This window comes from Sphingobacterium anhuiense (genome assembly GCF_042686355.1).
Taxonomy (GTDB): Bacteria; Bacteroidota; Bacteroidia; order Sphingobacteriales; family Sphingobacteriaceae; genus Sphingobacterium; species Sphingobacterium anhuiense.
The window spans coordinates 686,297-708,418 of record NZ_JBHUPE010000001.1 but is presented as its reverse complement, the minus strand read 5'-3'; the positions used below and the strand labels follow the sequence as shown (position 1 = coordinate 708,418).

At 34.5% G+C, this 22,122-nt stretch carries 22 protein-coding genes; 12 read left to right on the top strand and 10 right to left on the bottom strand.

Going from position 1 to position 22,122, the window contains the following annotated elements:
• Position 1: 1 nt before the first annotated feature.
• Positions 2-1,726, top strand: a complete 1,725-nt coding sequence (locus tag ACFS6I_RS03125; RefSeq protein WP_380918133.1) for a hypothetical protein — start codon at positions 2-4, stop codon at positions 1,724-1,726.
• A 318-nt stretch (positions 1,727-2,044) separates the two neighbouring features.
• Here the strand turns inward: ACFS6I_RS03125 and rplI are convergent, their stop codons facing one another.
• From rplI to ACFS6I_RS03090, 7 genes are all read right to left on the bottom strand, one after another.
• Complete coding sequence (gene rplI / locus ACFS6I_RS03120; protein WP_021191491.1) at positions 2,045-2,488, bottom strand: 50S ribosomal protein L9; 444 nt, start codon at positions 2,486-2,488, stop codon at positions 2,045-2,047.
• A gap of 15 nt (positions 2,489-2,503) precedes the next feature.
• Complete coding sequence (gene rpsR / locus ACFS6I_RS03115) at positions 2,504-2,767, bottom strand: 30S ribosomal protein S18 (RefSeq protein WP_021191490.1); 264 nt, start codon at positions 2,765-2,767, stop codon at positions 2,504-2,506.
• Entirely contained in the window at positions 2,767-3,135 is a 369-nt protein-coding gene (gene rpsF / locus ACFS6I_RS03110; protein WP_021191489.1) for a 30S ribosomal protein S6, read from the bottom strand. Before rpsF ends, rpsR begins: the two co-directional genes overlap by 1 nt.
• A gap of 98 nt (positions 3,136-3,233) precedes the next feature.
• Positions 3,234-4,112, bottom strand: coding sequence for a 4-hydroxy-tetrahydrodipicolinate synthase (gene dapA, locus ACFS6I_RS03105; protein ID WP_380918130.1), 879 nt, complete (start codon positions 4,110-4,112; stop codon positions 3,234-3,236).
• A 29-nt stretch (positions 4,113-4,141) separates the two neighbouring features.
• On the bottom strand, positions 4,142-6,175 hold the full coding sequence (ligA, locus tag ACFS6I_RS03100) for an NAD-dependent DNA ligase LigA (RefSeq protein WP_380918128.1): 2,034 nt from the start codon (positions 6,173-6,175) through the stop codon (positions 4,142-4,144).
• Between the two features lie 119 nt (positions 6,176-6,294).
• On the bottom strand, positions 6,295-7,326 hold the full coding sequence (locus tag ACFS6I_RS03095; protein WP_380918126.1) for a glycosyltransferase family 2 protein: 1,032 nt from the start codon (positions 7,324-7,326) through the stop codon (positions 6,295-6,297).
• Entirely contained in the window at positions 7,323-8,189 is an 867-nt protein-coding gene (locus ACFS6I_RS03090) for a lysophospholipid acyltransferase family protein (protein ID WP_380918124.1), read from the bottom strand. The genes ACFS6I_RS03095 and ACFS6I_RS03090 overlap by 4 nt, the downstream gene beginning before the upstream one ends.
• A 91-nt stretch (positions 8,190-8,280) precedes the next feature.
• Between ACFS6I_RS03090 and ACFS6I_RS03085 the strand changes: the two genes are divergently transcribed.
• Together ACFS6I_RS03085 and ACFS6I_RS03080 are read left to right on the top strand one after the other, a co-directional pair.
• A complete protein-coding gene (locus ACFS6I_RS03085) occupies positions 8,281-8,892 on the top strand; it encodes a WbqC family protein (RefSeq protein ID WP_380918122.1) in 612 nt (203 codons plus the stop codon).
• 65 nt (positions 8,893-8,957) lie between these two features.
• Positions 8,958-9,638: a hypothetical protein gene (locus ACFS6I_RS03080; protein WP_380918120.1), complete on the top strand. Its 681-nt coding sequence runs from the start codon at positions 8,958-8,960 to the stop codon at positions 9,636-9,638.
• Between the two features lie 23 nt (positions 9,639-9,661).
• Here the strand turns inward: ACFS6I_RS03080 and ppk2 are convergent, their stop codons facing one another.
• Positions 9,662-10,471, bottom strand: coding sequence for a polyphosphate kinase 2 (gene ppk2 / locus ACFS6I_RS03075; RefSeq protein ID WP_380918118.1), 810 nt, complete (start codon positions 10,469-10,471; stop codon positions 9,662-9,664).
• A 440-nt stretch (positions 10,472-10,911) separates the two neighbouring features.
• Here ppk2 and ACFS6I_RS03070 point away from each other — a divergent pair, with 440 nt between their 5' ends.
• The 5 genes from ACFS6I_RS03070 (at position 10,912) to ACFS6I_RS03050 (ending at position 16,240) form a co-directional block, all read left to right on the top strand.
• Positions 10,912-11,676 carry a DUF3050 domain-containing protein gene (locus ACFS6I_RS03070; protein WP_380918116.1) on the top strand — a complete coding sequence of 255 codons (765 nt, stop codon included), beginning with the start codon at positions 10,912-10,914 and terminating at the stop codon, positions 11,674-11,676.
• Between the two features lie 132 nt (positions 11,677-11,808).
• A complete protein-coding gene (locus ACFS6I_RS03065) occupies positions 11,809-12,708 on the top strand; it encodes an endonuclease (RefSeq protein ID WP_380918114.1) in 900 nt (299 codons plus the stop codon).
• Between the two features lie 103 nt (positions 12,709-12,811).
• The gene (locus tag ACFS6I_RS03060; RefSeq protein WP_380918112.1) at positions 12,812-13,246 is read left to right on the top strand and encodes an FKBP-type peptidyl-prolyl cis-trans isomerase; all 435 of its coding nucleotides are present in this window, start codon (positions 12,812-12,814) and stop codon (positions 13,244-13,246) included.
• Between the two features lie 235 nt (positions 13,247-13,481).
• Positions 13,482-13,847: a dihydroneopterin aldolase gene (gene folB, locus ACFS6I_RS03055; protein ID WP_380918110.1), complete on the top strand. Its 366-nt coding sequence runs from the start codon at positions 13,482-13,484 to the stop codon at positions 13,845-13,847.
• A 1,754-nt stretch (positions 13,848-15,601) separates the two neighbouring features.
• Positions 15,602-16,240, top strand: a complete 639-nt coding sequence (locus ACFS6I_RS03050; RefSeq protein WP_380918108.1) for a peptidylprolyl isomerase — start codon at positions 15,602-15,604, stop codon at positions 16,238-16,240.
• Between the two features lie 53 nt (positions 16,241-16,293).
• On the opposite strand, the gene ACFS6I_RS03045 is transcribed toward ACFS6I_RS03050, so the two are convergent.
• The gene (locus ACFS6I_RS03045; RefSeq protein ID WP_380918106.1) at positions 16,294-17,022 is read right to left on the bottom strand and encodes a metallophosphoesterase family protein; all 729 of its coding nucleotides are present in this window, start codon (positions 17,020-17,022) and stop codon (positions 16,294-16,296) included.
• Between the two features lie 208 nt (positions 17,023-17,230).
• Here ACFS6I_RS03045 and ACFS6I_RS03040 point away from each other — a divergent pair, with 208 nt between their 5' ends.
• Positions 17,231-18,091 carry a pirin family protein gene (locus ACFS6I_RS03040; RefSeq protein ID WP_339423198.1) on the top strand — a complete coding sequence of 287 codons (861 nt, stop codon included), beginning with the start codon at positions 17,231-17,233 and terminating at the stop codon, positions 18,089-18,091.
• 122 nt (positions 18,092-18,213) lie between these two features.
• On the opposite strand, the gene ACFS6I_RS03035 is transcribed toward ACFS6I_RS03040, so the two are convergent.
• Positions 18,214-19,068 (bottom strand): aminoglycoside 6-adenylyltransferase, encoded by an 855-nt coding sequence (locus tag ACFS6I_RS03035; RefSeq protein ID WP_380918104.1) that lies wholly within the window; start codon positions 19,066-19,068, stop codon positions 18,214-18,216.
• 156 nt (positions 19,069-19,224) lie between these two features.
• On the opposite strand from ACFS6I_RS03035, the gene ACFS6I_RS03030 reads away from it, so the two are divergent.
• From ACFS6I_RS03030 to ACFS6I_RS03020, 3 genes are all read left to right on the top strand, one after another.
• Entirely contained in the window at positions 19,225-20,085 is an 861-nt protein-coding gene (locus ACFS6I_RS03030) for a DUF808 domain-containing protein (RefSeq protein ID WP_132843274.1), read from the top strand.
• 143 nt (positions 20,086-20,228) lie between these two features.
• Positions 20,229-21,020 carry a class I SAM-dependent methyltransferase gene (locus ACFS6I_RS03025; RefSeq protein ID WP_208699245.1) on the top strand — a complete coding sequence of 264 codons (792 nt, stop codon included), beginning with the start codon at positions 20,229-20,231 and terminating at the stop codon, positions 21,018-21,020.
• Between the two features lie 111 nt (positions 21,021-21,131).
• Positions 21,132-22,058, top strand: coding sequence for an NTF2 fold immunity protein (locus ACFS6I_RS03020; protein ID WP_380918101.1), 927 nt, complete (start codon positions 21,132-21,134; stop codon positions 22,056-22,058).
• The last annotated feature ends 64 nt before the right edge of the window (positions 22,059-22,122 follow it).

Genomic DNA, 22,122 nt, shown 5'->3' with positions numbered 1-22,122 from the left:
CATGTTTTTGGTAAAATTTATCAATCATATCACTAAGATTCCACTTTTAAAAAAGTTTAGTTACCTATTCATATTTTTAGTTTTGTTTAGCTTTTCAAAAGCGGATGCACAACAACAGTTAGCGACCCATATTCAAATACCTGCTTATTCGAATATGACAGTAGCTCAAATTTTTCAGGTGCTGAATGAAAAGCATGGTACTTTGTTTTCTTTTAATAGCAATATACTGCAGACGGATAGTGTGATTCAAGTATCGGCATATAAGGGATCACTATATGGTTTTTTGGATCATACGTTAGGAAAGGAATATAGTTTTAAGGAAATTGGCAAGCATATTATTATACAATATACGCCACAACGTATGGCAGTAGACGTTGAAGTGCAGTCGCAGGATAAAAATAAAGTTGTTATTACGGGCTATATCAAAAATATTCGAACTAACACACCCATTTCTGACGCTAGTATTTTTGATCGCGATGCACTACTTTCTACTTTAACCGATAAAAATGGTTATTTCGAACTTGATGTTAAGAAAAAAATTAGTTTGATTGCTGTTAATGTAAGTAAAGCAATGTTTCGTGATACAAGTGTTTTAGTGATTTTTCCCATCGATACAGAAGTTGGCAATAAAAAAAGAAAGTATGGTTACTTTACGGGATATGAGCAAGACAATGGTTTTTATCGATCTTTTTTTGGACGAGTATTTTTATCACCGGCGCAAAGTATTCAAAATATGAACCTTGGCGGACTTTTCCTATATAGTCCATATCAGATATCGATGACTCCGGGATTAAGTTCGCATGGTTTTATCCGCTCACAGATTGTTAATAAATTTTCAATAAATATCCTTGGGGGGTCTACCGCGGGGGTAAAAGGTTTAGAAATTGGTGGAGTTTTTAATCTCAATCAATATGACATGGAAGGAGTACAGTTAGTAGGAGGGTTCAATGTCGTAGGAGGCGATGTAAATGGTGTGCAGGTAGCAGGAATATCGAATCAAGTATTTGGTGATGTCAAAGGGGTGCAGTTAACGGGAGGACTAAATAAGGCCGATACGGTGAAAGGAGTTCAAATTTCTGGAATTGGCAATATGATGAAAGAAGGGACAGGAGCGACACAACTAGCAGGTGGATTTAATCAAAGTAAAGGTACTGTCAGCAATCAAGTTGCAGGTATAGCCAACATTGGCAATAAAGTAAAAGGTATTCAGCTTGCTGGGTTAGTTAATATTGCAGATAGCAGCGACTATCCAATTGGCTTATTAAATTTAATTAAAAATGGTGAGAAGAGTATTTCTGTTGCTATTGATCAAGATGCATATTTAGGTGTGCAATTCCGATCTGGTGGTCGTGTTCTTTACAGCATTTTAGGAGCGCATGTATCATTGAAAGATGATAACACTGCCCGTTATGCTTTTGAAGCAGGTTTAGGAGCGATTTTTTTACACGGCAGCAGATTTATGCTACGAGCTGAGATATCCAGCCGAAATCAGTTTACAGATAAGTTTAAATTATTATCCAATAACCATTCTAGTTTTAGATTGATTCCTGAGCTACGTCTAAATAAAAAACTATCCGTATTTGTAGCCCCTAGCTTTAATTACGTGAGTAAAGAAGATGATGCAGTTACACAGGCTGGGAAAACCTTATGGAAGGTTTGGGGACGAGATAAAAACAGAAATTCATTGTTTGGTGGTGGAGCAGTAGGTCTTATGTTAAAATTGTAATCCCGATATTATGAATTTTATAGCTGAGCTTTATGCATGAACTCATTTTATTGAAATCCTTTTATATAAATTTCATCATAAGGATGAATGAAAAAGAGCGGTATTATAAAATAATAAAGCAGTTTCATATTGAAAAGAAATACGGAAAACTCATCTAGGGAATATTCATAATATAAAAGATGGTAATCATATTATTTATGATTACCATCTTTTATTCCAGTAGATAGACAGACTGCTTCAATATAAGCGCGATCTACGTCATAAAAAAAGGAGATAACCGAAATTATCTCCTTTTCTATATGTTAAACTGAATAAGAATTACTCAGCAATTACTTCGAAAGGAACTTGAACTTTCACTTCTTTGTGTAAGTTTAAGTTTGCTAAGTATTCACCAATTTCTTTAGGTTCTACTTCGAAAGTAATACGACGACGGTCAACATCAAAACCTTTAGCTTTCAAAGCATCAGCAATTTGAATGCTGTTTACTTTACCGAAGATTTTACCAGTTTCACCAGCTTTAGCACCGATTGATAACTTGATAGTTTCCAATTTAGTAGCTAATTCAGTAGCGTCTTTCTTAATTTTATCTTGTTTGAACTGAGCTTGTTTAATGTTTTCAGCTAAAACTTTCTTTGCTGATACAGTCGCTTGAATAGCAAATCCTTGAGGGATTAAATAATTACGACCGTAACCTGGCTTTACATTTACGATATCATTTTGCTCACCTAAGCCTTTGATATCTTGTTTTAAAATAACTTCCATGTTCTCTAGTCCTCCTTATTTTAATGAATCAGCTAAGTAAGGTAACAAGCCGATGTGACGAGCACGTTTAACCGCTTGAGCTACTTTACGTTGGAATTTCAATGACGTACCAGTTAAACGACGAGGTAAAATTTTACCTTGATCATTCACAAATTTCATCAAGAAGTTAGCATCTTTATAATCGATGTATTTGATACCATTCTTTTTGAAACGGCAATACTTTTTACGATTGTCCTCTACTTTAGGGGCAGTTACGTATTGGATATTTTCGTTAGCCATTAGTTTGATCCCTCCTCAGTTTTAGTTTCCGCTTTTTTGTTGAATGCACCGCTACGTTTTTTCTCGCTATAAGCTTTAGCATGTTTGTCTAAAGCAATAGTTAAGAAACGCATTACACGCTCATCACGTTTGTATTCAACCTCTAATTTATTGATTAATTCTCCTGGAGCCTTGAATTCAGTTAAGTGATAAAACCCAGTTGTTTTTTTCTGGATTGGATACGCTAATTTTTTCAAACCCCAATTGTCTTCAGCGACAATTTCGGCTCCGCCTTCTGCTAAGATGTTTTTGAATTTTGCGATTACTTCTTTCGCAGCATCTTCAGAAAGCAACGGGGTAAGAACGATTACAGATTCGTACTGTTGCATTTTGTTAAATAATTATGTTTATTAATTTTTCTCCGTACTTACGGAAGTGCAAAGATAATTAATAGATTTTAAATATACAATGATTATAGTATGGTATTTTATTTTAGTTTTTGCATTTCTGCTTTAATAGCAGTCTGAATGTTTGCTGATACCGGTATTAAAGGTAGGCGTACATAATCTTGACCGATACCCTTTTCTTGTAGGATATATTTAACCCCACAAGGATTTCCTTCAACAAAACAAAGATCTGTTATTTCAAGCAACGCATTGTGGATTGTTCTAGCTTCCGTAAAACTACCTGCAGTACATAATGCAGCTAATTTTGAAACTTGAGCTGGATATGCATTTCCAACAACAGAAATGATTCCCACTGCACCTAAAGCCATCATAGGTAAGGTTGCAGGATCGTCACCTGAAATCAGTAAGAAATCAGTTGGTTTATCTCTTAAGATCTCGTTAAATTGAGCAAAGTTGCCAGAAGCTTCTTTTGTTGCAACGATATTCTTAAAATCTTTTGCCAAACGTATTGTCGTGGCAGGAGTCATATTGCTACCTGTACGTCCTGGTACATTATATAAAATAATAGGTAGGGGAGAAGCCTCAGCTATTGCTTTATAGTGCTGATATATTCCTTCCTGTACGGGTTTATTATAATATGGAGATACGGATAGTATAGCACAGAATCCTGTAGGATCAAAATTTTTGATCTGCTCTACAATCTCTGCGGTATTATTTCCTCCGATACCCGCAACCAATGGTACGCGAGCATTCACCTGTTTGACAGTGAAATCCCAGATACGCTTTCGTTCGTCTTTCGTTAATGTTGCTACTTCACCAGTAGTACCTAAAGAGACTAAATAATTCATACCTGAGTCAATTTGGTAGTCAATTAGCTGTGCTAAAGAATCAAAATCAACTGTTCCATCTGCGTTGAAAGGTGTAACTAATGCTACACCAGCTCCATGAAGCTCGTTCATTGTGTTGTTTGTAAAGATTAATATTTAATTTATATACTTGTTGTATCTGCGATCAAAGCTAATAATTCATCTTCAGTGATCATCTTGATGTTTAGTTTTTCTGCTTTTGCTAATTTTGAAGGCCCCATTTTATCTCCAGCTACCAGGTAACTTAATTTCGCAGAAATACTGGAAACCATTTTACCCCCATTGCTTTCAATAATTGCAGTTAATTCTTCTCTCGAATGATTTGTAAATACACCCGATATCAGAAATGTTTGGCCAGTTAATGCATTACTGTCCAAAATTACTTCTTTCTCTTCAATTTCAAACTGTAAACCGTAAGATTTTAGTTTTGCTATTAACTCTTCGTGGGCTGGTACATGTAAGTATTCGTGTATACTTTCCGCAATACGGATCCCGATATCTTGCACAGTAGCTATTTCTTCAACAGAAGCAGCCTTAATCGCATCGATTGTTTTGAAATGTTGTGCTAGTTTTTTAGCAATTGTTTCGCCAACATGTCGAATCCCTAATGCAAAGAGTAATTTTTCGAATGGCTTTTCTTTGGACTTCTCAATTCCCTTCAACATATTGTCGATAGATTTTTGTCCAAAACGCTCCAATTGCTGTAATTGATCCTCATGATCTTTTAAGCCATAAATGTCAACAACATTCTTAAGAATCCCTTTCCTATAGAAAGTTTCAATAGTTTCATCGCCTAATCCTTCGATATCCATCATTTTACGGCCAATGAAGTGTTGCATTTTTCCTATAATCTGAGGCGGGCATCCATCTTCATTTGGACAATAATGAACAGCTTCACCTTCCTGACGGATCAGTTCGGTGTGGCACTCAGGACAATGTGTCGGATAGGCATATGGTTTTGCAGATGACAATCTTTTATCTGCATTTACCGCAAGTATTTTCGGAATGATTTCACCACCTTTTTCTACGAAAACAGTATCTCCCTCATGAAGATCAAGTCTTGCGATTTCATTCGCATTGTGTAAAGAAGCTCGTTTTACAGTTGTGCCTGCTAAACTAACAGGTTTTAAATTGGCAACGGGAGTAACTGCTCCAGTACGTCCGACTTGGTAACTGATGGATTCGAGTTGGGTTTCAACACGTTCAGCCTTGAATTTATAAGAAATAGCCCAACGTGGATTCTTTGCTGTAAATCCCAGTTCCTCTTGTGCGCCATAATCATTTACTTTAATGACAATACCGTCGATTTCATAACTCAGGTCATGTCTTTTATCATCCCAGTAATTGATGAAGGAGAAAACATCATCTAGCGTCTGGCATTTTTGAGTGTGTTCACAAACGTGAAATCCCCATTCTTTGACAGCTTCGAGGCTTTCCCAATGATTATGGAATAGTTTATTTCTGTTTTCACAATATAAAAAGTACAAGAAACAATCCAAAGGCCTTTTGGCGACTTCGGCAGAGTCCTGTAGCTTGATTGTTCCTGCAGCAAAATTACGTGGATTAGCATAAGTTTGTTCCTCGTTCTCTTCCCGCTCTGCATTTAGGCGCAGAAACGCACTTTTATGCATAAAGATTTCACCTCTTATTTCAAACTCTTCAGGATAATTTCCCTTTTTTAGATGAATAGGAATGCTCCTTATTGTTTTGATATTATTGGTCACTACATCGCCCTGTGTTCCATCTCCGCGCGTGACCGCTTTTACCAGTTTACCATTCTGATAAGTAAGGCTGATGGACAAGCCATCAAATTTTAATTCACAGATGTATTCAAAGTTATCGCCGATTATTTTACGTACTCGTTGATCAAAATCACGAAGATCGTCTTGATTATAAGTATTGCCTAATGATAACATTGGCCAGCGATGTCTAACGGTTTCAAATTTTGTCGTTACATCACCACCAACACGTTGTGTGGGCGAGTTGGGATCTGCGAATTCAGGGTATTGTGCTTCTAAGGCTTCCAATTCTTTCATTTTCAGATCAAAATCATAATCTGAAATAAGGCTTTGAGCTAACACATAATATTGATAATTATAATGGTTGAGCTCTTGCGTTAGTGAAGTTATTTTTTGTTCAATATCCATGGATGACATGTTGCGAATTTACAAATAAAAAGTACGTTTGATCAATTTGTAAACATAAATTAATGAAAAATGCAGCTATTGATGAGAGCTGCATTTTTATGCGTTTTTACATCTTCTTAGTAAAAGGTTTAAAAAAAGTTCTCTTGATCCAGATCAGAAAACTTTTGCTTCTTATCTAGGTAGAAATCAGTAATTATTGATTTTTTATATTGTCCAGTTTTATTTTCTGTTGGCATATGATTTTTTCTCTTTTTAGCGTTTTTGAAAATATTCAGGAAGAAAGCCTGATGTGCTCTGCTAACAGCCCAAGCATCTTTAAATTTGCGATCAAAAGCAAATTTCAATAAGGCTGCAAAATCAAACCAGAAACGGATAAATATAACTGTAAATAATTGCTCTATGGGTAGGTTTTTTTGCAACATAAACAAATTGTTCCTAAAGTTTAAATAAGTCTTTTGTGGGTTACTGGCATTTAATGTTCCGCCTCCTACATGGTATACAGTAGAGTCGGGGCAATAACCAATACGGTATCCCATTTTTTTTAAGCGCCAACAAAGATCTATTTCTTCCATATGGGCGAAAAAATCTTCATCTAATCCTTGTGCTTCTTTCCAAGCCCAACTTTTGATAAATAGGGAGGCTCCTGAAGCCCAAAATATTTCTTTTTCATCATCATATTGGCCAAGATCATATTCTACCTTGTCCATAATACGTCCACAGCAGAATGGGAAGCCATACCGATCGAGGTATCCACCTGCGGCGCCGGCATGTTCAAATTTTGCTTTATTATGGAAAGCAAGTATCTTCGGTTGTGCGGCAACAAGATGTGTATCCCTTTCGAGCATTTCGATGACAGGTTCTATCCAGTTTGGTGTAACCTCGACATCAGAATTAAGCAATACAAAATAATCTGCTTCCACACGCGAAAGGATATGATTATAACCACCCGCAAAACCGTAGTTTTCGCTATTCTCTAAGATGGTAATTTTAGGATATGAAGCACGTACAAATGATAAAGAGTCATCTGTAGAAGCATTGTCTCCAATTATAAATTCTATATTAGGGTAACTGCTGTTGTATACAGAAGGTAAAAATTTTTCTAAGAAAAATCTCCCGTTCCAATTTAAAATAACAACTGCTACTTTAGGGTAATTTTTCATTTTCTACGTTTTCTTTTCCATCTTCTGTGCGTCCAAAGCCAATATTGTGGCTCTTCACGGATTATTTTTTCCGTAAAAGCATTGTGGATATGGGTGATTTCCTTTTCGGAGTAAGAAGATGGATTCTCAATTAATGTTGTAAATTTACAAAAATAATATCCTCTTTTTTCTTTTCTTCCGATGTGGCAAAAAACTACAGGACCATTTGTCATTTTAGAAATTCTTTCAACACCTGTGTAAACAAGCGTTTCCTGATTAAGGAATTGCAGAAAATAGTCGGCATCGGAATATAATGGAGCCTGATCTGCTACAAAAACGCTGACACTTGGTTTTCCTCTTAATTTGGCCAGATGTCGCACAATCTGTTTCATAGGAACCATGATTGCTCCGAATCGAGAACGAATCTGGTTATAAACATTATCTATGGTTTTATTATTAAGTGGCTTGTATACAATGAGGGTAGGAGCTTCAGTAATGGCACCTAAACGGTGAATGCCATATTCCCAATTGCCATAATGTGCAGTGACAGCAATGACGGTTCTATTTTGATCGAGGTGCCGAGTTAGTTCATGTTCATTAACGAGTGTGATTCTTTTTTTTACTTCGGCAAGACTGATGTTTTTGAACTTTAAACATTCCAGAATCATATCAGGGAAAAAACGGTAAAATTTCTTCGCTATTTTAATGATCTCTTCTTCACTTTTTTCAGGAAAAGAATTTCTAAGGTTATCAAATACGACATTTTTGCGATATCTTATGACATAATAGAATACATAGTATAACACATCGGATATCATATAGATGAACCAAAATGGCATCAAAGCGAAAAGGTATAAAAGTGCTGCTAATGCTTTTTGTTTCATGTAAACGTTGTAACTATTGTAAATCTTACCTGCAAATATCCCTAATTTAAGTTATTTTTGCAGTAGATAAAGTAAAATTCAACGTTTTTTTATGTCAACTCATTTATTATTAACGACTTGCTACCTTCCGCCGGTTTCTTATTTTCATTGTATCCAACAAAATGCATTACCTGTTTTGATTGAGAAGCATGATAATTTTCAAAAACAAACTTATCGTTCTAGAACACGGATTGCAACAGCAAATGGTATACAGGAATTAATTGTGCCTATACAGCATAGTAAAAAGGAACGTTCACCAATGTCGGAAAAACGTATTTCTTATGAGTTTGATTGGCAGCGATTACATTGGTTGAGTCTTCAAGCAGCATATCGCAATTCTGCTTATTTTGAATATTATGAAGATGATTTTGCACAGTTTTATAATAAGAAGTTCGATTTTCTCTTTGATTTTAATATTGCACAGCTTGAACTTTTGTTAAAATCATTGAAATTAAAGCGTGAGTTGTCGTTTACAGAAGAATATTTTAGATCTGTTCCAGATGCGTTAGATTTTAGAGACCATATCCATCCCAAGAAAGAAAGTCTCTTATTAAACCCAAAACCTTATTACCAAGTGTTTGAGGAGAAAAATGGATTTTATTCAGATTTGAGCATTGTGGATTTATTGTTTAGTCAGGGACCACAGTCAAAAAATTATTTTTAATATAATTGATCATATATAAAACTTTTAGAGTCTATTATTGTAATACAATAATAGATTCGTTTTTTATGAAGAGTATTTTAACAACTGTATTTTGTTTGTTCTTGTGTTGCTCTGTTTTTGCCCAGTCGGGTGTAGATACACTTCATTACCGCAAAGTGTATTATTTTGGTGGAACAGGAATGGGCTTTCCATTAGGTAAGACAAAAGATGTTCTGTCTCCAAAGTTTTCAGGAAGTTTAGGTTTAGATATTTCATTGAAAAATCCAAAGTATTACCTATATCCAGCTTTGTATACATTATCGTTTGATTACAAGCAAAAGATTCAGGACAATCAGTATCCTTATAAGATAGAGGATGCGAATGCTAATTTTTACATGTTCTCCCTAGCTGGGGGTATTCGTAAACAGCTAAAGAAATTAAATGCCTATGCTTATGCAGGTCCTGGTGTTGGATTCTTGACAGAACCAAGAGTGAAAGTCGATGCTATCAACAGTATCGCTAAAATTGAAAATCAGAAAAAATTCTCTTTTTCGGGAAAACTCGGGGTTGGTGCTGATTATCGATTTAATGGTTTTTTCCTGGGTTTGGAAATCGGTTATTTACATTCATTTAATAAAATACAGGAAACTCCAATCAATATTATGACTGTTATGGTTGGGCTTAAGTCGGATATAACAAGATTGGGTGATAAAGTAATTAAAGTAATAGGAGTAGAAGGTTCAATTAGCGGAAAAGAGACGAAATAACGCACTCTTTTCCGATTTCGAATTTAATTATGGATTTTAACAAAATCTTCTGTTTTTTCTCTCTTTTGATTTGCAATCTGATTAATGATGATTTTGAACGCTTCAAGACGGGCTTTTTTCTTATTATCAGTTTCAATTTCTATCCACGGTGATAATTTGGTGCCGGTAGTTTTAAATAATGTCTTGATATAACTGGTATAATCACTCCATTTTTCTTGAGCCTGTTGGTCAAGAGGGCCAATTTTCCATTGTTTTAAAACGTCTGTTCTCCTTTCTTCCAGTCGCTTCGCCTGCTCTTCTTTAGATATACTTAAAAAGAATTTAATGACGATAACTCCATCCTGTATTAAAAGTTCTTCTACTTCATTAACTTGTTTTAAAAATAGCGTGTGTTGTTCTGGAGTACAGAAACCAAAAACTGGTTCAACAACAGCCCGGTTATACCAGCTTCTGTCAAAGAAAACAATTTCCCCTGCATTGGGCAGCTGTTTGAAATAGCGTTGAAAATACCATTGAGTTGATTCTTCTGCAGTCGGTTTAGGGAGGCTGACTACCCTTAATTTTTTAGGATTTAAATATTCTACCAATCTTTCTATAGCACCACCTTTACCAGCAGCATCTCTACCTTCAAAAATAACCAAAACACGTATATTGTCTGCTATGACTTTATTTTGAATCGCCGTTAGCTCAATTTGCAGCTCATGTAATTCCTTCTCGTATTCATATGTCTCTAAAAACTTTTTTTCCTTGATTACTTTCTTATCAATCAAGTACTGAAAAACCTCTTTATTGTTTAAAATATTTACAAAGTCTTCTAAATTGAAATCTGCCATATCGATTGTGTTTTAATTGAATTACTCTTGTACAACAATAAATATACCTTAGAAGTTTAATATTCACTGGAATTTACTTTATTTTTTTTGAGCCATAATAAAAACCTCGATGCTACCGTTTTTATATAGGTCAGCTTTAATATTGGTATATTGACGGAGGATAGCAGTTATTAGCAAATATTAATTTTGATAATAATTATAAAAAAAATAAAACGAAGCACAATAATTTAATAAGTCGGTCGTTTTAATTACAAATACTTTTCATAAAATAGGTTAATATATGGCTAACGATAAGCTTGAGGTTCCCCACTTCAAGCTTTTCTATTTTTTAGCTGGACCTAAACAAGCATAGGTGATCATATGTAAATAAGACGTCAATTTTTTTTAAAACAGAAGAGTTTTCATTTTGAGAACCTATTTTTGCTTTCAAATCATAAGATATGGAATACATCAATAATGTTAATGCCTTCATTGCTACCGAGCGAAATCAATTACTTGCACACCCCCTTTATTATAAAATAAAAACTATTGAAGATCTTCAAGTGTTTATGCAAGGGCATATATATGCTGTGTGGGATTTTATGTCGTTATTGAAAGCATTACAGCAGAAATTAACCTGTACAACAACGCCATGGTATCCTTCAAAATTTCCGAATACCAGATATTTAATTAATGAAATTGTTGTTGCCGAGGAATCCGATGAATATATAGACGGTCGTAGATTGAGCCATTTTGAAATGTATCTGGATGCTTTAGATACACTGGGGGGAGACAGTAGTGAAGTTAATAATTTTCTAAAAGATGTTTATGAAGGTGGTGATATTTTAAAAGTTATTGCCGAAAGTACTTTGCACCCGAACATTAAAGAATTTTTAATATTTACTTTTGATGTTATTGCAAATGGAACAGCTCATGAAATCGCAGCTGCGTTTACTTTCGGAAGAGAAGATTTGATACCGGATATGTTTTCTTCTATTTTAAAAGAGATCCAGCTCAATTTTCCAAATTCAAATTTGGAAAAACTGCTTTATTATTTTGAAAGACATATTGAATTAGATGCAGATGAACATGGTCCCCTGGCAATGAAGATGATTATGGAGCTTTGTGAGGCTGATCCTGTAAAGTGGAAGCAAGTGGAAGAGGTTTCAAAAATTGCTCTACAAAAGCGGATTAAATTATGGGATGCTATTGACCAGATGCTGTAAACAAAAATGATTTAATGAAGTTTAATCGTAGGGTTATTGTAATTTAATATGGGCATTCTATATTTGTCATTGAAAATAGACTAGTTGTAAGCATATATGTTTTTTCAATACCTACATGAGTTATGGAAATCTTTGATACGAAGGAAAGTCCGTGTTTTTATACATGAACAAGAATATGAATTGTCCGATGATAGATCGGGCAATTTTTCTATTATAACTTATAATATTGCAGGTTTACCTCAAGTTATTTCGGCAGCCAAAACAAATCGATCTACTAGTATCGCGACTATAGGTATGCTATGTAATGACTTTGACATTGTGCATATTCAAGAAGATTTTAATTACAATACCTACTTATACCAAGGTGGTAATTCTCACCCTTACCGTACCATCAGTATGGGTTTAGCTATTTTTGGGGATGGCCTGGATAGTTTGTCCCGATATCCGATAACCAATTTTAAGCGAATTGAATGGCAGAATAGGACGGGATCAGATCGTTTAACACCAAAAGGCTTTAGTCATTGTACTGTGCATTTAGGCTTAGGTGTTGAGGTTGATTTTTATAATATTCATGCTAACTCTCAGGATCATCCGCGTGCAGCAAAGGCTAGACGGGCTAATTATCTGCAGTTGGCTACTTACATCAATAAGTTTTCGGTAGGAAAGGCAATCATAGTTGCCGGTGATTTTAATTCTCACTTCTCATTCTCTGAAGACAACTTGGTGGAGTTTATGGATAAGACAAAGCTGGAAGATTGCTGGATCACCTTGCAACGTGATCATGTGATTCCAATTATTGACCCCTTGTTTTTATGTGTTGATATTATGGATATTAATAATGAATCAGAATCGATCGATAAAGTCATGTTCAGAAGTAATGATAAGCTGACGTTAATTCCAAAAGTTTATGAAGTAGAGAAAGAAAAGTTTGTCGATCAGTATGGCGAACCTTTGTCCGACCATTGGCCTATTTCAGTTGTTTTCGACTGGAAATTGAATGATGAGGTAGAGATTGATATCTTTCCTAAGTAAAATAATTCCCTACAACAGAGGGGAGATCGATAATTTTGTTTCGCATGAGATGCAGTTATTATTATAGATAAAACAAAATTATCTATGTTTGAAATAAAAAAATATGGCTAACGCGACAGGATATTTAAAAAAGCTACGCTTAGAGGCAAAAAAAAATTTGGTAGAAGGTGAAGCATTTCTTAAAGAAAATGCATTGCGTGATACTGTGGTCAGCCTGCCTTCTGGTTTGCAGTATGAGGTAATAGAAGAGGGCAATGGTAAGAGTCCTAAACTAACCGATAGTGTAAAATGTTTTTATGAAGGACGCCTTATCAATGGAACTGTTTTTGACTCAACCGCCAAGAAGAAGAAACCTGTATCTTTTCCAGTGAATGAAGTGATAGCTGGATGGACAGAAGCACTGCAGCTCATGAAAGAAGGCAGTAAATGGCGTTTGTATATACCATCTTCGCTCGGATATGGAGAATTAAGTGTTTCGAAAGAAATTGGCGGAAATGCTACACTAATTTTTGAAGTAGAGGTTGTGTCTGTTCATTAAATTTTTCTGTCTCAATAAGAGAATAAACTCTCATATGTCATCGCGCATTCAGGTTTGTTAAGAAAAATGTAAGTTTACACGGGGGACGTTTGTGAGTGGATATGAGTTTTAGAAATTCGCCATTCTAAAATATGTATACCCTCTTGGATGATAGTCTGCATAATTGGACTTTCTATGTGACAGGAAATTGAACTCATATTCTGTTTTATTCAGAATAAAAATATAGGTTTGTAGGATGAAGATAGTACAAACCGTTTTTTTGGAAGATGTTCGCGTATTTGCTCCGATTGGATTTTATGTAGAAGAGCAAATATTAGGTAATGAATTTCTGGTAAACGTTTCAGTAAAGTTTGATGCAGGTATTGATGACCACGAGAATTTAGATAAGACCGTGAATTATGAGATTTTGTATCAGATCATCCATCGGGTCATGAAACCCAAAAGGAAGTTATTAGAATCTGCTGCTCATGAAATACTAAAGGCTATACATGATCATTTTTCATTTGCAAAAACAATAGATGTTTCTATAAAAAAAATGAATCCTCCCTTTGGTGGAGATGCTGCGCATTCTAAAGTTGCTGTTCAATACTCTTGCATTTAGTAGTAAGCAAGATTGATAAAAATTGATAGTTTGAGCTCTCTTTTCATCGGTATATAAACTAATTTGTATACCATTAAATAAACAATCAAGATTATCATTATTATCATATCTAAGACAAAGTCACCTAGGCTTTGTCTTTTTTCTGAAATTTTTAAGACGGATCTAATTGTCTGCCTTTGCTTTGCTTCAAATTTTATGTATACAGCAATGACCAAATTCTTCTTTTAGAATAAAATCAATTTTTAAAACCTTTGCTATTTGTTTTAAAAAATCTACTATTCATTTATCCGTCATCATTTATCTGAGGAAAGCTGTAGATGGATTAGACTAGTGATGTATTCGTTCGGGAATGGAAATACCAGTAAATTCTCCTGTCTTGAAAGGATAGGGGGGAGGTAGGGAAATAGATTGAGAATGGATAAAATACAACATATCTTGAATAATTAGTATTGATTTGGATGAATTATTTATTTATATAATGGCAGTAAAGTGATCTTATATATTGTTTTATATATATTTTAAGTGAAAATTCAATCCTTACGATGTTTGTTAACTTAATGTATTATGTATAAGATTGTCAGGATGTAAGAGTGATTTAGTGTGAGGTATTTTGTTAAAAAGCTCACCTAACAGCCATGCTCTGGAGCCTTGGTTTGTGATATAAATTACGAAATGTGAAAAGCATTTAGTAATGTTAGTTTTATTTTTTGAATTTAAGGTGTAAATAAAGCTTTTTAAAGTCGCTTTAAACTCTTTTTAATAAAAGACTGACTGAAATTTAGATATGGCGTTACATGGCTTTAAATTGAGTTTAATTAAAAGCTATTGAAGTCGTTAAATATTTAAAGAATGTCTTTAATGATTTTTTTAAGCTTCATTGATGCTGTATGTAAGTACTATACAAATTGTCATTTACAGCATGTTTTAAATAGTATATGATAGCATTAAAAATTAAAATCGTGTAAATAATTTGTTTTAATTTATGTATTTAATATATTGATTATTAATATTTTGTGACTTTTTTTTGTCGTATTAATGTCCTCTGACAAAGTTTTAAATGAGTTTTTATGATTTCATGTTTATCAACAGCAATTAAGCACCGGGCAATCTTAGTTAAACACTTTGCTAGCTGAAACTAATCAATTCCTGTTTTATGGTTTGATTATAACACTTCGCTTTTATAAGAGAATATTTGTCATGCTCATTCTTGTAGGGGAGTTAAAATGCTTTTTTAAATAGTAAATCTTGATTATAAGTGGATTGTTGGCGGTATCATAGATAAATATTTTTTTGCTATTATTTTTAGTTTTTATTTTGTTTAGAGCAAATGAATATAATGACTAAACCTTGTATGTTCAATTTAAGTTTTAATGATTAGTAATATGATTGCAAATTTCGCAATGTTAAATCAAATCATATTACTTTTCAATTATATAGTAGTGTTTAGTTAAATTAATTCTTTATATCATTTCATATTTATATTAACTACTTCGTTTACAGTATATACCTGATGTCTTGATGGTAAAATGTATATTTTTGAATCCAAATGTTCATTAAATTTCCCTTATTTGTGATCGTTCGGTAGCTAGCTTTTCATAAAATGATCAAATCAGTTATAAAGTTGGACATCGCTTGGGGGCATTGTTGTTTGGTAAAAGTTCAAATTATCATATTTATTCATCTTTTTTGAACAATTATAACTTCTGCTTTACTATTTATTAAAAAATAAATTACCTTCATTTAAATTTTAGCATATGAAAAATATCATCCTTTCTCTTTTATGTTTATTTTTTGCAACGGTTGCCAAAAGTCAAACGCACAAGCTGCTCTTTAAGACAGCGTATGGCAATATTAAAGTTGTCTTATATGACTATACACCAGCTCATCGGGATTTAATTTTAAATGCAATCAAGACTCAGGTGTACAAAGACGCTTTATTCAATCGTATTATTTCAGATTTTGTAGTGCAGGGGGGAGAGCATGATATTGATATTGAGAAGCGTGAATCTGCGGATCCGGCCAGAGAAAAACCTCGTCTAGCGGCTGAGTTTGACCCAAGAGCATTTCATAAAGTTGGAGCATTGGGAGCAGGAAGGGATGGAAATGCGGAGAAGGCCTCTTTCCTTAATCAGATCTATTTTGTCGTAGGAAAAAAAATAATAGCAAAAGAGCTTGATGATCTGGAAGTGAAGAAAAAAATAAAATATACTCCTGAGCAAAGAGCAACATATTTAAAAATTGGAGGACAGCCCCGTTTAGATCATGATTTTACCGTCTTTGGAGAAATATATGAAGGACTGGATGTCATTCTAAAGATCAGTAAAGTAAAAACAGACAGTCAGGATTACCCAGTACAGCCCGTTCATTTTGAGTTGTCAGAGATTAAGAATTAAACTATTAAATGTTGAAGAAAAGAGAGATACATCTTTTCTTGTTTAACGGCTGTTTATTCAGAGAGTAGAAAGTCCGCATAAAAATCAGGTATACCACTAGCTTTTATTTCATGAGCCACCGCAATAATATCAAATGGAACCTGTATGATTTCGACATGTATTCGGTCTTCATGAAGTTCGACTAAAAGGTAAGTTGCATCTTTGCACATCTTTTTTGATCTTCCTACGGAACCTGTGTTGATTGCCCATTTTTTGCCAATATCCTTGATGAAAGGGAGATGCGTATGACCCATAACGACTATGTCAGCTTGTGTTTTAAAGAAGATATCTTCAAAAGTACTGTTGGGTTCTGATGCATAAAGATATGCTTCATTGCTTTCTAGACTTCCATGAATCAATTGAACTTTCCAGTGCTTATGTTTCACCTTAAAGTCCAACTGCATTAAGTAAGGAAGCTGCCCCAAGAATAATTTATTTTCTTGTGTGATAGTTTCCTGACTGTGTTTAATGGCAACTATACGGTTCGCAGTTTCTTCAGCATCATGTTTTTCTAATGGGACGATGGGTAAATCGAATGCTATACGTTCATCGTGATTCCCCATTAAGCAGGGGATTTTTTCATTTTTGATCAGTTCAATCACTTCATTACCCCAGGGAGCAAAGTCCACAAGATCACCTAAGCAATATTTATAATAAATGTTTTTTGATTGAATATCTGCTAGTACTGCATTCAGTGCAGGAAGGTTTCCGTGTATATCACTAAAAATGGCAATCTGAATCATGATCTAATTTTAAAACAAAATTAGATTATTGTCAGGGTTGTGTATGGTGTTTTTTACCGTTTTAATAGTGTTTTTAACTTGGTTTTTAATGTCATCCAATTAAAATCAATATAAAGTGTACAAAATTAAGCCTAGATTTTTCTTATCCTACATCAATTAATTTGAGGCTTTCTTCCGCTAACTTTGTGGTATACAAAAGGAAAAGAATATGAAAAATGTAGAAATTATTGCAAAACCGCAAGCAGCTCACTTTGTTGGAGATGGATTTCGAGTACATAATTTAATACCAAGTATTGCTTCCGCTAGTAGGATGAGTCCATTTATTATGCTGGATTATAACTCAACTTACCATTTTCCGCCAAGTGAAATTCCAAAAGGAGTGGGAGTACATCCACATCGTGGATTTGAAACCGTAACCATTGCCTATAAAGGTCGTGTAGAGCACGGAGATAGTTCTGGTGGCGGCGGAGTTATTAAAGAAGGTGATGTTCAATGGATGACTGCTGCATCTGGTATATTGCATAAGGAATTTCATGAAACAGAATGGAGTAAAACCGGAGGAGACTTTCAGATGGTACAGTTGTGGGTCAATTTACCTGCAAAAGATAAGATGAGTACACCAAAATATCAAGCTATTGCAAATAACGAGCAAACTAAAGTGAAACTTGATCAAGGAGAGATTGAAGTGATTGCAGGAGAGTATCAGGGAAATAAAGGGCCAGCGTCAACTTTTACACCCATGCATGTTATGAATGCAAAATTGGAAGCTGGAGGAAAAGCATCCTTTTCTTTTCCGGCACATTATAATACTGCCATGATTGTCATTGAAGGAAATGTGCTAATAAATGGTAAAGATCATGCTCCTACAGACCATTTTGTTCTGTTTGGCAATGAAGGAGAGGAATTTAATGTTCAGGCGTTAGATCATGCGGTAGTATTGATTATGAGCGGTGAGCCTATTTTAGAGCCTATTGTAAGTCACGGACCATTCGTAATGAATACTAGAGCAGAAATCAATCAGGCATTTGAAGATTTTCAAACAGGTAAGTTCGGATATCTGGCTGATTAAGATAAAATAGACTTACATCAATATAAAGCAAGCTCCAAAAGTTAAATACTTTTGGGGCTTTTGGTAAAAAGTAATGACCAAATTCTTTAAAATGGCATAGTGCAATTATTTTTTTAAAGGTACTATTGCGAATTTCTTATCTTCAAAATATAGTTGTAACTGTTATTAGCTTCATCTAAATTGATTCTATATTCAAAATGTAGTGCTAGGTCTTTTTGCAGGTCTTTAAAAAGAGTCATCATCTGTACTAGTGCTAACCAATTATTATCAATAGACGCATCCGCATATGTTTGCAGTATGCTTTGGTACAATTTCGGATCAAGGTGTTTTTCTGCAAATCTTCCCGATTTACCAAATGCAACCTGAAATTTTTTTTCAACCCCGATATGCCAAGCTATTAGATTCATGAACATAGGACGGATTACTGTTTCCATCATGTCTTTGGCATATAGAATTTCCCGGCGGGCAAGTCCTTTAGCAACATATGTGCAGACCCACCAAAACTCATTGCATGTCTCTATGAACATTCTTTCAGTAGGTTTAGCGATATGATAATCATGATCATTAGCAGGAGCGATCTTAGTAAAAAGTAAATCTTTATCTACCCAAACTTCCGTTAAACTATCACTTTTGAAATGTGAGTGGAACTTATCGATAGGGAATAAAGTTAGATCGACTCGATTTTCATCTTCAAAAATCATTAAGTAAGCAAAAGTAATCCGATCTACATCAGGATCATTTCCTAACAACATCTGATCGGGAAGTTGCTGTATCAAGACTTTACCAATAAAAGAGGTCCAATCTTTGTCAGCAATAAAAGATTCGATATCGGTGACAATAAATAATAGATCAAAATCTTGGTATTGATCCGGCTTAATTTTAGGATTTGCACGCGAACCATTTAATAAAACTGCGCGGACCCGATCATCTTTTTTAGCAAAATTGAGAATTTTATTTTTTATGTTTCTATCGTTCATGATATGAAGGCATGATAAATAATGCTGTAAATTGGTGAAAAAAAAGCAATTAATAAATTATTAGATCTAGTAATAGCAGATGTCTTTTTATTTTAAAATAAAAAATGGGAAATATAAAATCATTTTATATTTTGCCGTACTAAATATTTAATACATATGGCTTCAGGTATATTTGCAATATTGGATGATATTGCTGCTTTAATGGATGATGTTGCGGTTACTAGTAAGATAGCAGCAAGTAAAACCGCAGGAATTCTAGGCGACGATTTGGCTGTAAATGCTGAGAAAGCCACAGGATTTCTATCTTCTCGTGAAATTCCTGTGCTATGGGCTATTACAAAAGGTTCATTTATTAATAAAATTATAATTGTTCCGATTGCACTGTTATTGAATGTTTTCTTTCCTATTGCCATCAAGTTTATTTTAATCATCGGAGGTATCTATTTAGCCTACGAAGGGGTTGAAAAAATTATAGAGTACCTTTTTCATCGCCAGAAAACAGGCCATGAAGTGGTTGTGGAAAGTGAAGAAAATAATAGTGAAACTGAGAAAATAAAAGTGAAATCAGCGATTACCACGGATTTTATTTTATCTGTAGAGATTGTGATTATTGCTTTGGGAACTGTATTAAATGAGAGTCTGACCATTCAGATTTTAACAGTAGCGGTAGTTGCTTTATTTGCGACTGTTGGTGTTTATGGAATTGTCGCATTGATTGTACGTATGGACGATGCAGGGTATAAGCTGATCAAGAGATCTAATGATGAGGGTGCTGTTTCTAAGCTAGGACACTTATTGGTTAATTCCTTACCTGTTGTTATCAAAGTCTTGGCAGTAGTTGGAACAATTGCATTGATTTTAGTCTCTGGTGGTATTTTTGAGCATAATATTGATTATTTGCATCATTTTTTACCTCAGGTTCCTTCATTATTAAAGCAAATAGCTTATGGTGCAGTTGCCGGTTTGGCCGCAGTTTTGCTTATGACAGGGGGAAAGAAGATTTTTGCCAAAAGTTAGTAGAAAATTAGAAGTGTTAAAAAAGGCATCCATCGGATGCCTTTTTTGTACATATATTGTTTCATTAAGCTTCTGTGAATAATATAAAAAGAAGAATTGTATAAATGCTGATGCTATTTTAGGGGATTTAACGATTAAACTTTATGACAAATAGGGAAATAGATTTTTTAAGCCATAACGAATCAGCCTGGAATAAACAGGCATTGGATCAAAATGAATGGTCTCAGCCGGTAAGCTCAGCTTTAATTAATGCTGCTAAACAAGGTGTATGGGATGTACATCTTACCCCAGAGCCTTTACCAAAACAATGGTTAGGTGATATTAGGGATAAAAAGATACTTTGTCTTGCTTCAGCTGGCGGGCAGCAGGCTCCCATATTGGCAGCAGCAGGTGCCAAGGTTGTTGTTTTTGATCTTTCAGAAGAACAGCTGAGACAAGATTCAATCGTTGCACAGCGAGATGGACTTTCTCTGGAAACGATTCAGGGAAATATGAAAGATCTGAGAATATTTGATGATCACTCATTTGATATTGTCTTTCATCCGATATCAAATCATTATGTCGAAGATGTAAATCCAGTATGGAAGGAGACTTATCGTGTGCTAAAAAAAGATGGATTTTTACTTGCTAGTTTTTTTAATCCAGTTGTATTTATTGGGGATAGAAATCCCCAGGAAATTACCGACGGTATAATTAGGCCCAAATTCAAGTTGCCGTATGCAGATCTGAAAGATTTGGATGCTGACGATATTGAGAGAAAGATTGAAAGACAGGAAGCATTGGTTTTTGGTCATACTTTAGCGGATCTTATCGGTGGACAATTGCGAGCGGGATTTATGATTGCTGATTTTATAGAAGATTCGCAGCCTCGACCACGATTCTTAATAGATCAGTATCTCCCCACTTTTATTGCAACGAAGGCTGTTAAGCTATAATTTGATGTGAAAATGAGAACTCCCAGATCAAGATCTTAAAAAAAGTATTGCAACGACATGGTAGTCGGGTTCTTTTAAGTAGTTTATTAGGTCCAAAAACCTAGATTCAATATGGAGAATTTAAGTAAATTAAAAGGTAGTGCCGAATTTAAAAATCGAATACTTTCGAAAGATGAAATTAAGCAGATCACACAGTCTAAAGGACTTTTAGGAATTTCCTTTATAAATTGTCCTGTTCAGGATGACGATATTTTGGAAATTTCTAAACTTAGCAAATTGGTCAATGTTACGCTTGAAAATACCCGTATAACAGATCGCTCGCTTGAATATTTAGCTGAACTGCCAAATTTAAATTACTTGTTTATTACGCAGGCGAATGTATCTGGGCAAGGCTTTGAATATTTTATTGGACATAAAAAGTTGAACTGTGTTTGGGCCTGTCATACCCAATTAAATGATGAAACGTTGAAGATTGTTGCGCAGTTGCCTAAACTTAGTATATTGAGAATTGATGCTACAGCTGTTACATTTGAAGGTTTAATGTCAATTGCAGGTAATCCAAAGATTGAGATTGTTGCGAATGATCTATTTAGTAAGGAGCAACTAGAGCAGTTTGAGCAAGAACAAAGAACTTTGGCCAAGAAAAAGAAATCGGTTAATTCACAAGATATTACTGATGCTTCCCAAAAACTACTGCTATTTTTTAATGCGATGACTGAATGGGAGAAATATGCCGCTGTACATGGTTTTACGAATGAAATAAGTTTAAGATGTAAGTTACTTTTTCAGGAACATTGTACTTATAAAACTCGTAAAGGTTATCGACCAGATGGTTTATATTATTCCAACGGACCTAACCATACGTATTCGACGCACAAGATTGTGGATAGTGAGCAGTCAACAAAAAATAAGATCTATCTTTTTACCAAAGACCATATTGATTTTCAGTATCGTTTTATCTTGGTTCGAAATGATGATGCGTGGATGGTAGATGATGCAGAAAGATTAGATGGAGGTTGGAAAAAAGTCGGATTGTAATGCAAGTTGGAAAATGTTAACAGTTTTAATGAAAGTACTACGGATATAAGATAGGAAGTGCGAA

Bases quoted from the DNA above. Each gene is read 5' to 3' on its own strand.
- ACFS6I_RS03060 (WP_380918112.1), top strand. From the start codon at position 12,812: ATGGCTAACGCGACAGGATATTTAAAAAAGCTACGCTTAGAGGCAAAA.
- ACFS6I_RS03090 (WP_380918124.1), bottom strand. From the start codon at position 8,189: ATGAAACAAAAAGCATTAGCAGCACTTTTATACCTTTTCGCTTTGATG.
- ACFS6I_RS03080 (WP_380918120.1), top strand. From the start codon at position 8,958: ATGAAGAGTATTTTAACAACTGTATTTTGTTTGTTCTTGTGTTGCTCT.
- ACFS6I_RS03050 (WP_380918108.1), top strand. From the start codon at position 15,602: ATGAAAAATATCATCCTTTCTCTTTTATGTTTATTTTTTGCAACGGTT.
- rpsF (WP_021191489.1), bottom strand. From the start codon at position 3,135: ATGCAACAGTACGAATCTGTAATCGTTCTTACCCCGTTGCTTTCTGAA.
- ACFS6I_RS03035 (WP_380918104.1), bottom strand. From the start codon at position 19,068: ATGAACGATAGAAACATAAAAAATAAAATTCTCAATTTTGCTAAAAAA.
- ligA (WP_380918128.1), bottom strand. From the start codon at position 6,175: ATGTCATCCATGGATATTGAACAAAAAATAACTTCACTAACGCAAGAG.
- folB (WP_380918110.1), top strand. From the start codon at position 13,482: ATGAAGATAGTACAAACCGTTTTTTTGGAAGATGTTCGCGTATTTGCT.
- ACFS6I_RS03025 (WP_208699245.1), top strand. From the start codon at position 20,229: ATGACAAATAGGGAAATAGATTTTTTAAGCCATAACGAATCAGCCTGG.
- ACFS6I_RS03085 (WP_380918122.1), top strand. From the start codon at position 8,281: ATGTCAACTCATTTATTATTAACGACTTGCTACCTTCCGCCGGTTTCT.
- rpsR (WP_021191490.1), bottom strand. From the start codon at position 2,767: ATGGCTAACGAAAATATCCAATACGTAACTGCCCCTAAAGTAGAGGAC.
- dapA (WP_380918130.1), bottom strand. From the start codon at position 4,112: ATGAACGAGCTTCATGGAGCTGGTGTAGCATTAGTTACACCTTTCAAC.
- ppk2 (WP_380918118.1), bottom strand. From the start codon at position 10,471: ATGGCAGATTTCAATTTAGAAGACTTTGTAAATATTTTAAACAATAAA.
- ACFS6I_RS03125 (WP_380918133.1), top strand. From the start codon at position 2: ATGTTTTTGGTAAAATTTATCAATCATATCACTAAGATTCCACTTTTA.
- ACFS6I_RS03040 (WP_339423198.1), top strand. From the start codon at position 17,231: ATGAAAAATGTAGAAATTATTGCAAAACCGCAAGCAGCTCACTTTGTT.
- ACFS6I_RS03095 (WP_380918126.1), bottom strand. From the start codon at position 7,326: ATGAAAAATTACCCTAAAGTAGCAGTTGTTATTTTAAATTGGAACGGG.
- ACFS6I_RS03030 (WP_132843274.1), top strand. From the start codon at position 19,225: ATGGCTTCAGGTATATTTGCAATATTGGATGATATTGCTGCTTTAATG.
- ACFS6I_RS03020 (WP_380918101.1), top strand. From the start codon at position 21,132: ATGGAGAATTTAAGTAAATTAAAAGGTAGTGCCGAATTTAAAAATCGA.
- ACFS6I_RS03070 (WP_380918116.1), top strand. From the start codon at position 10,912: ATGGAATACATCAATAATGTTAATGCCTTCATTGCTACCGAGCGAAAT.
- rplI (WP_021191491.1), bottom strand. From the start codon at position 2,488: ATGGAAGTTATTTTAAAACAAGATATCAAAGGCTTAGGTGAGCAAAAT.
- ACFS6I_RS03045 (WP_380918106.1), bottom strand. From the start codon at position 17,022: ATGATTCAGATTGCCATTTTTAGTGATATACACGGAAACCTTCCTGCA.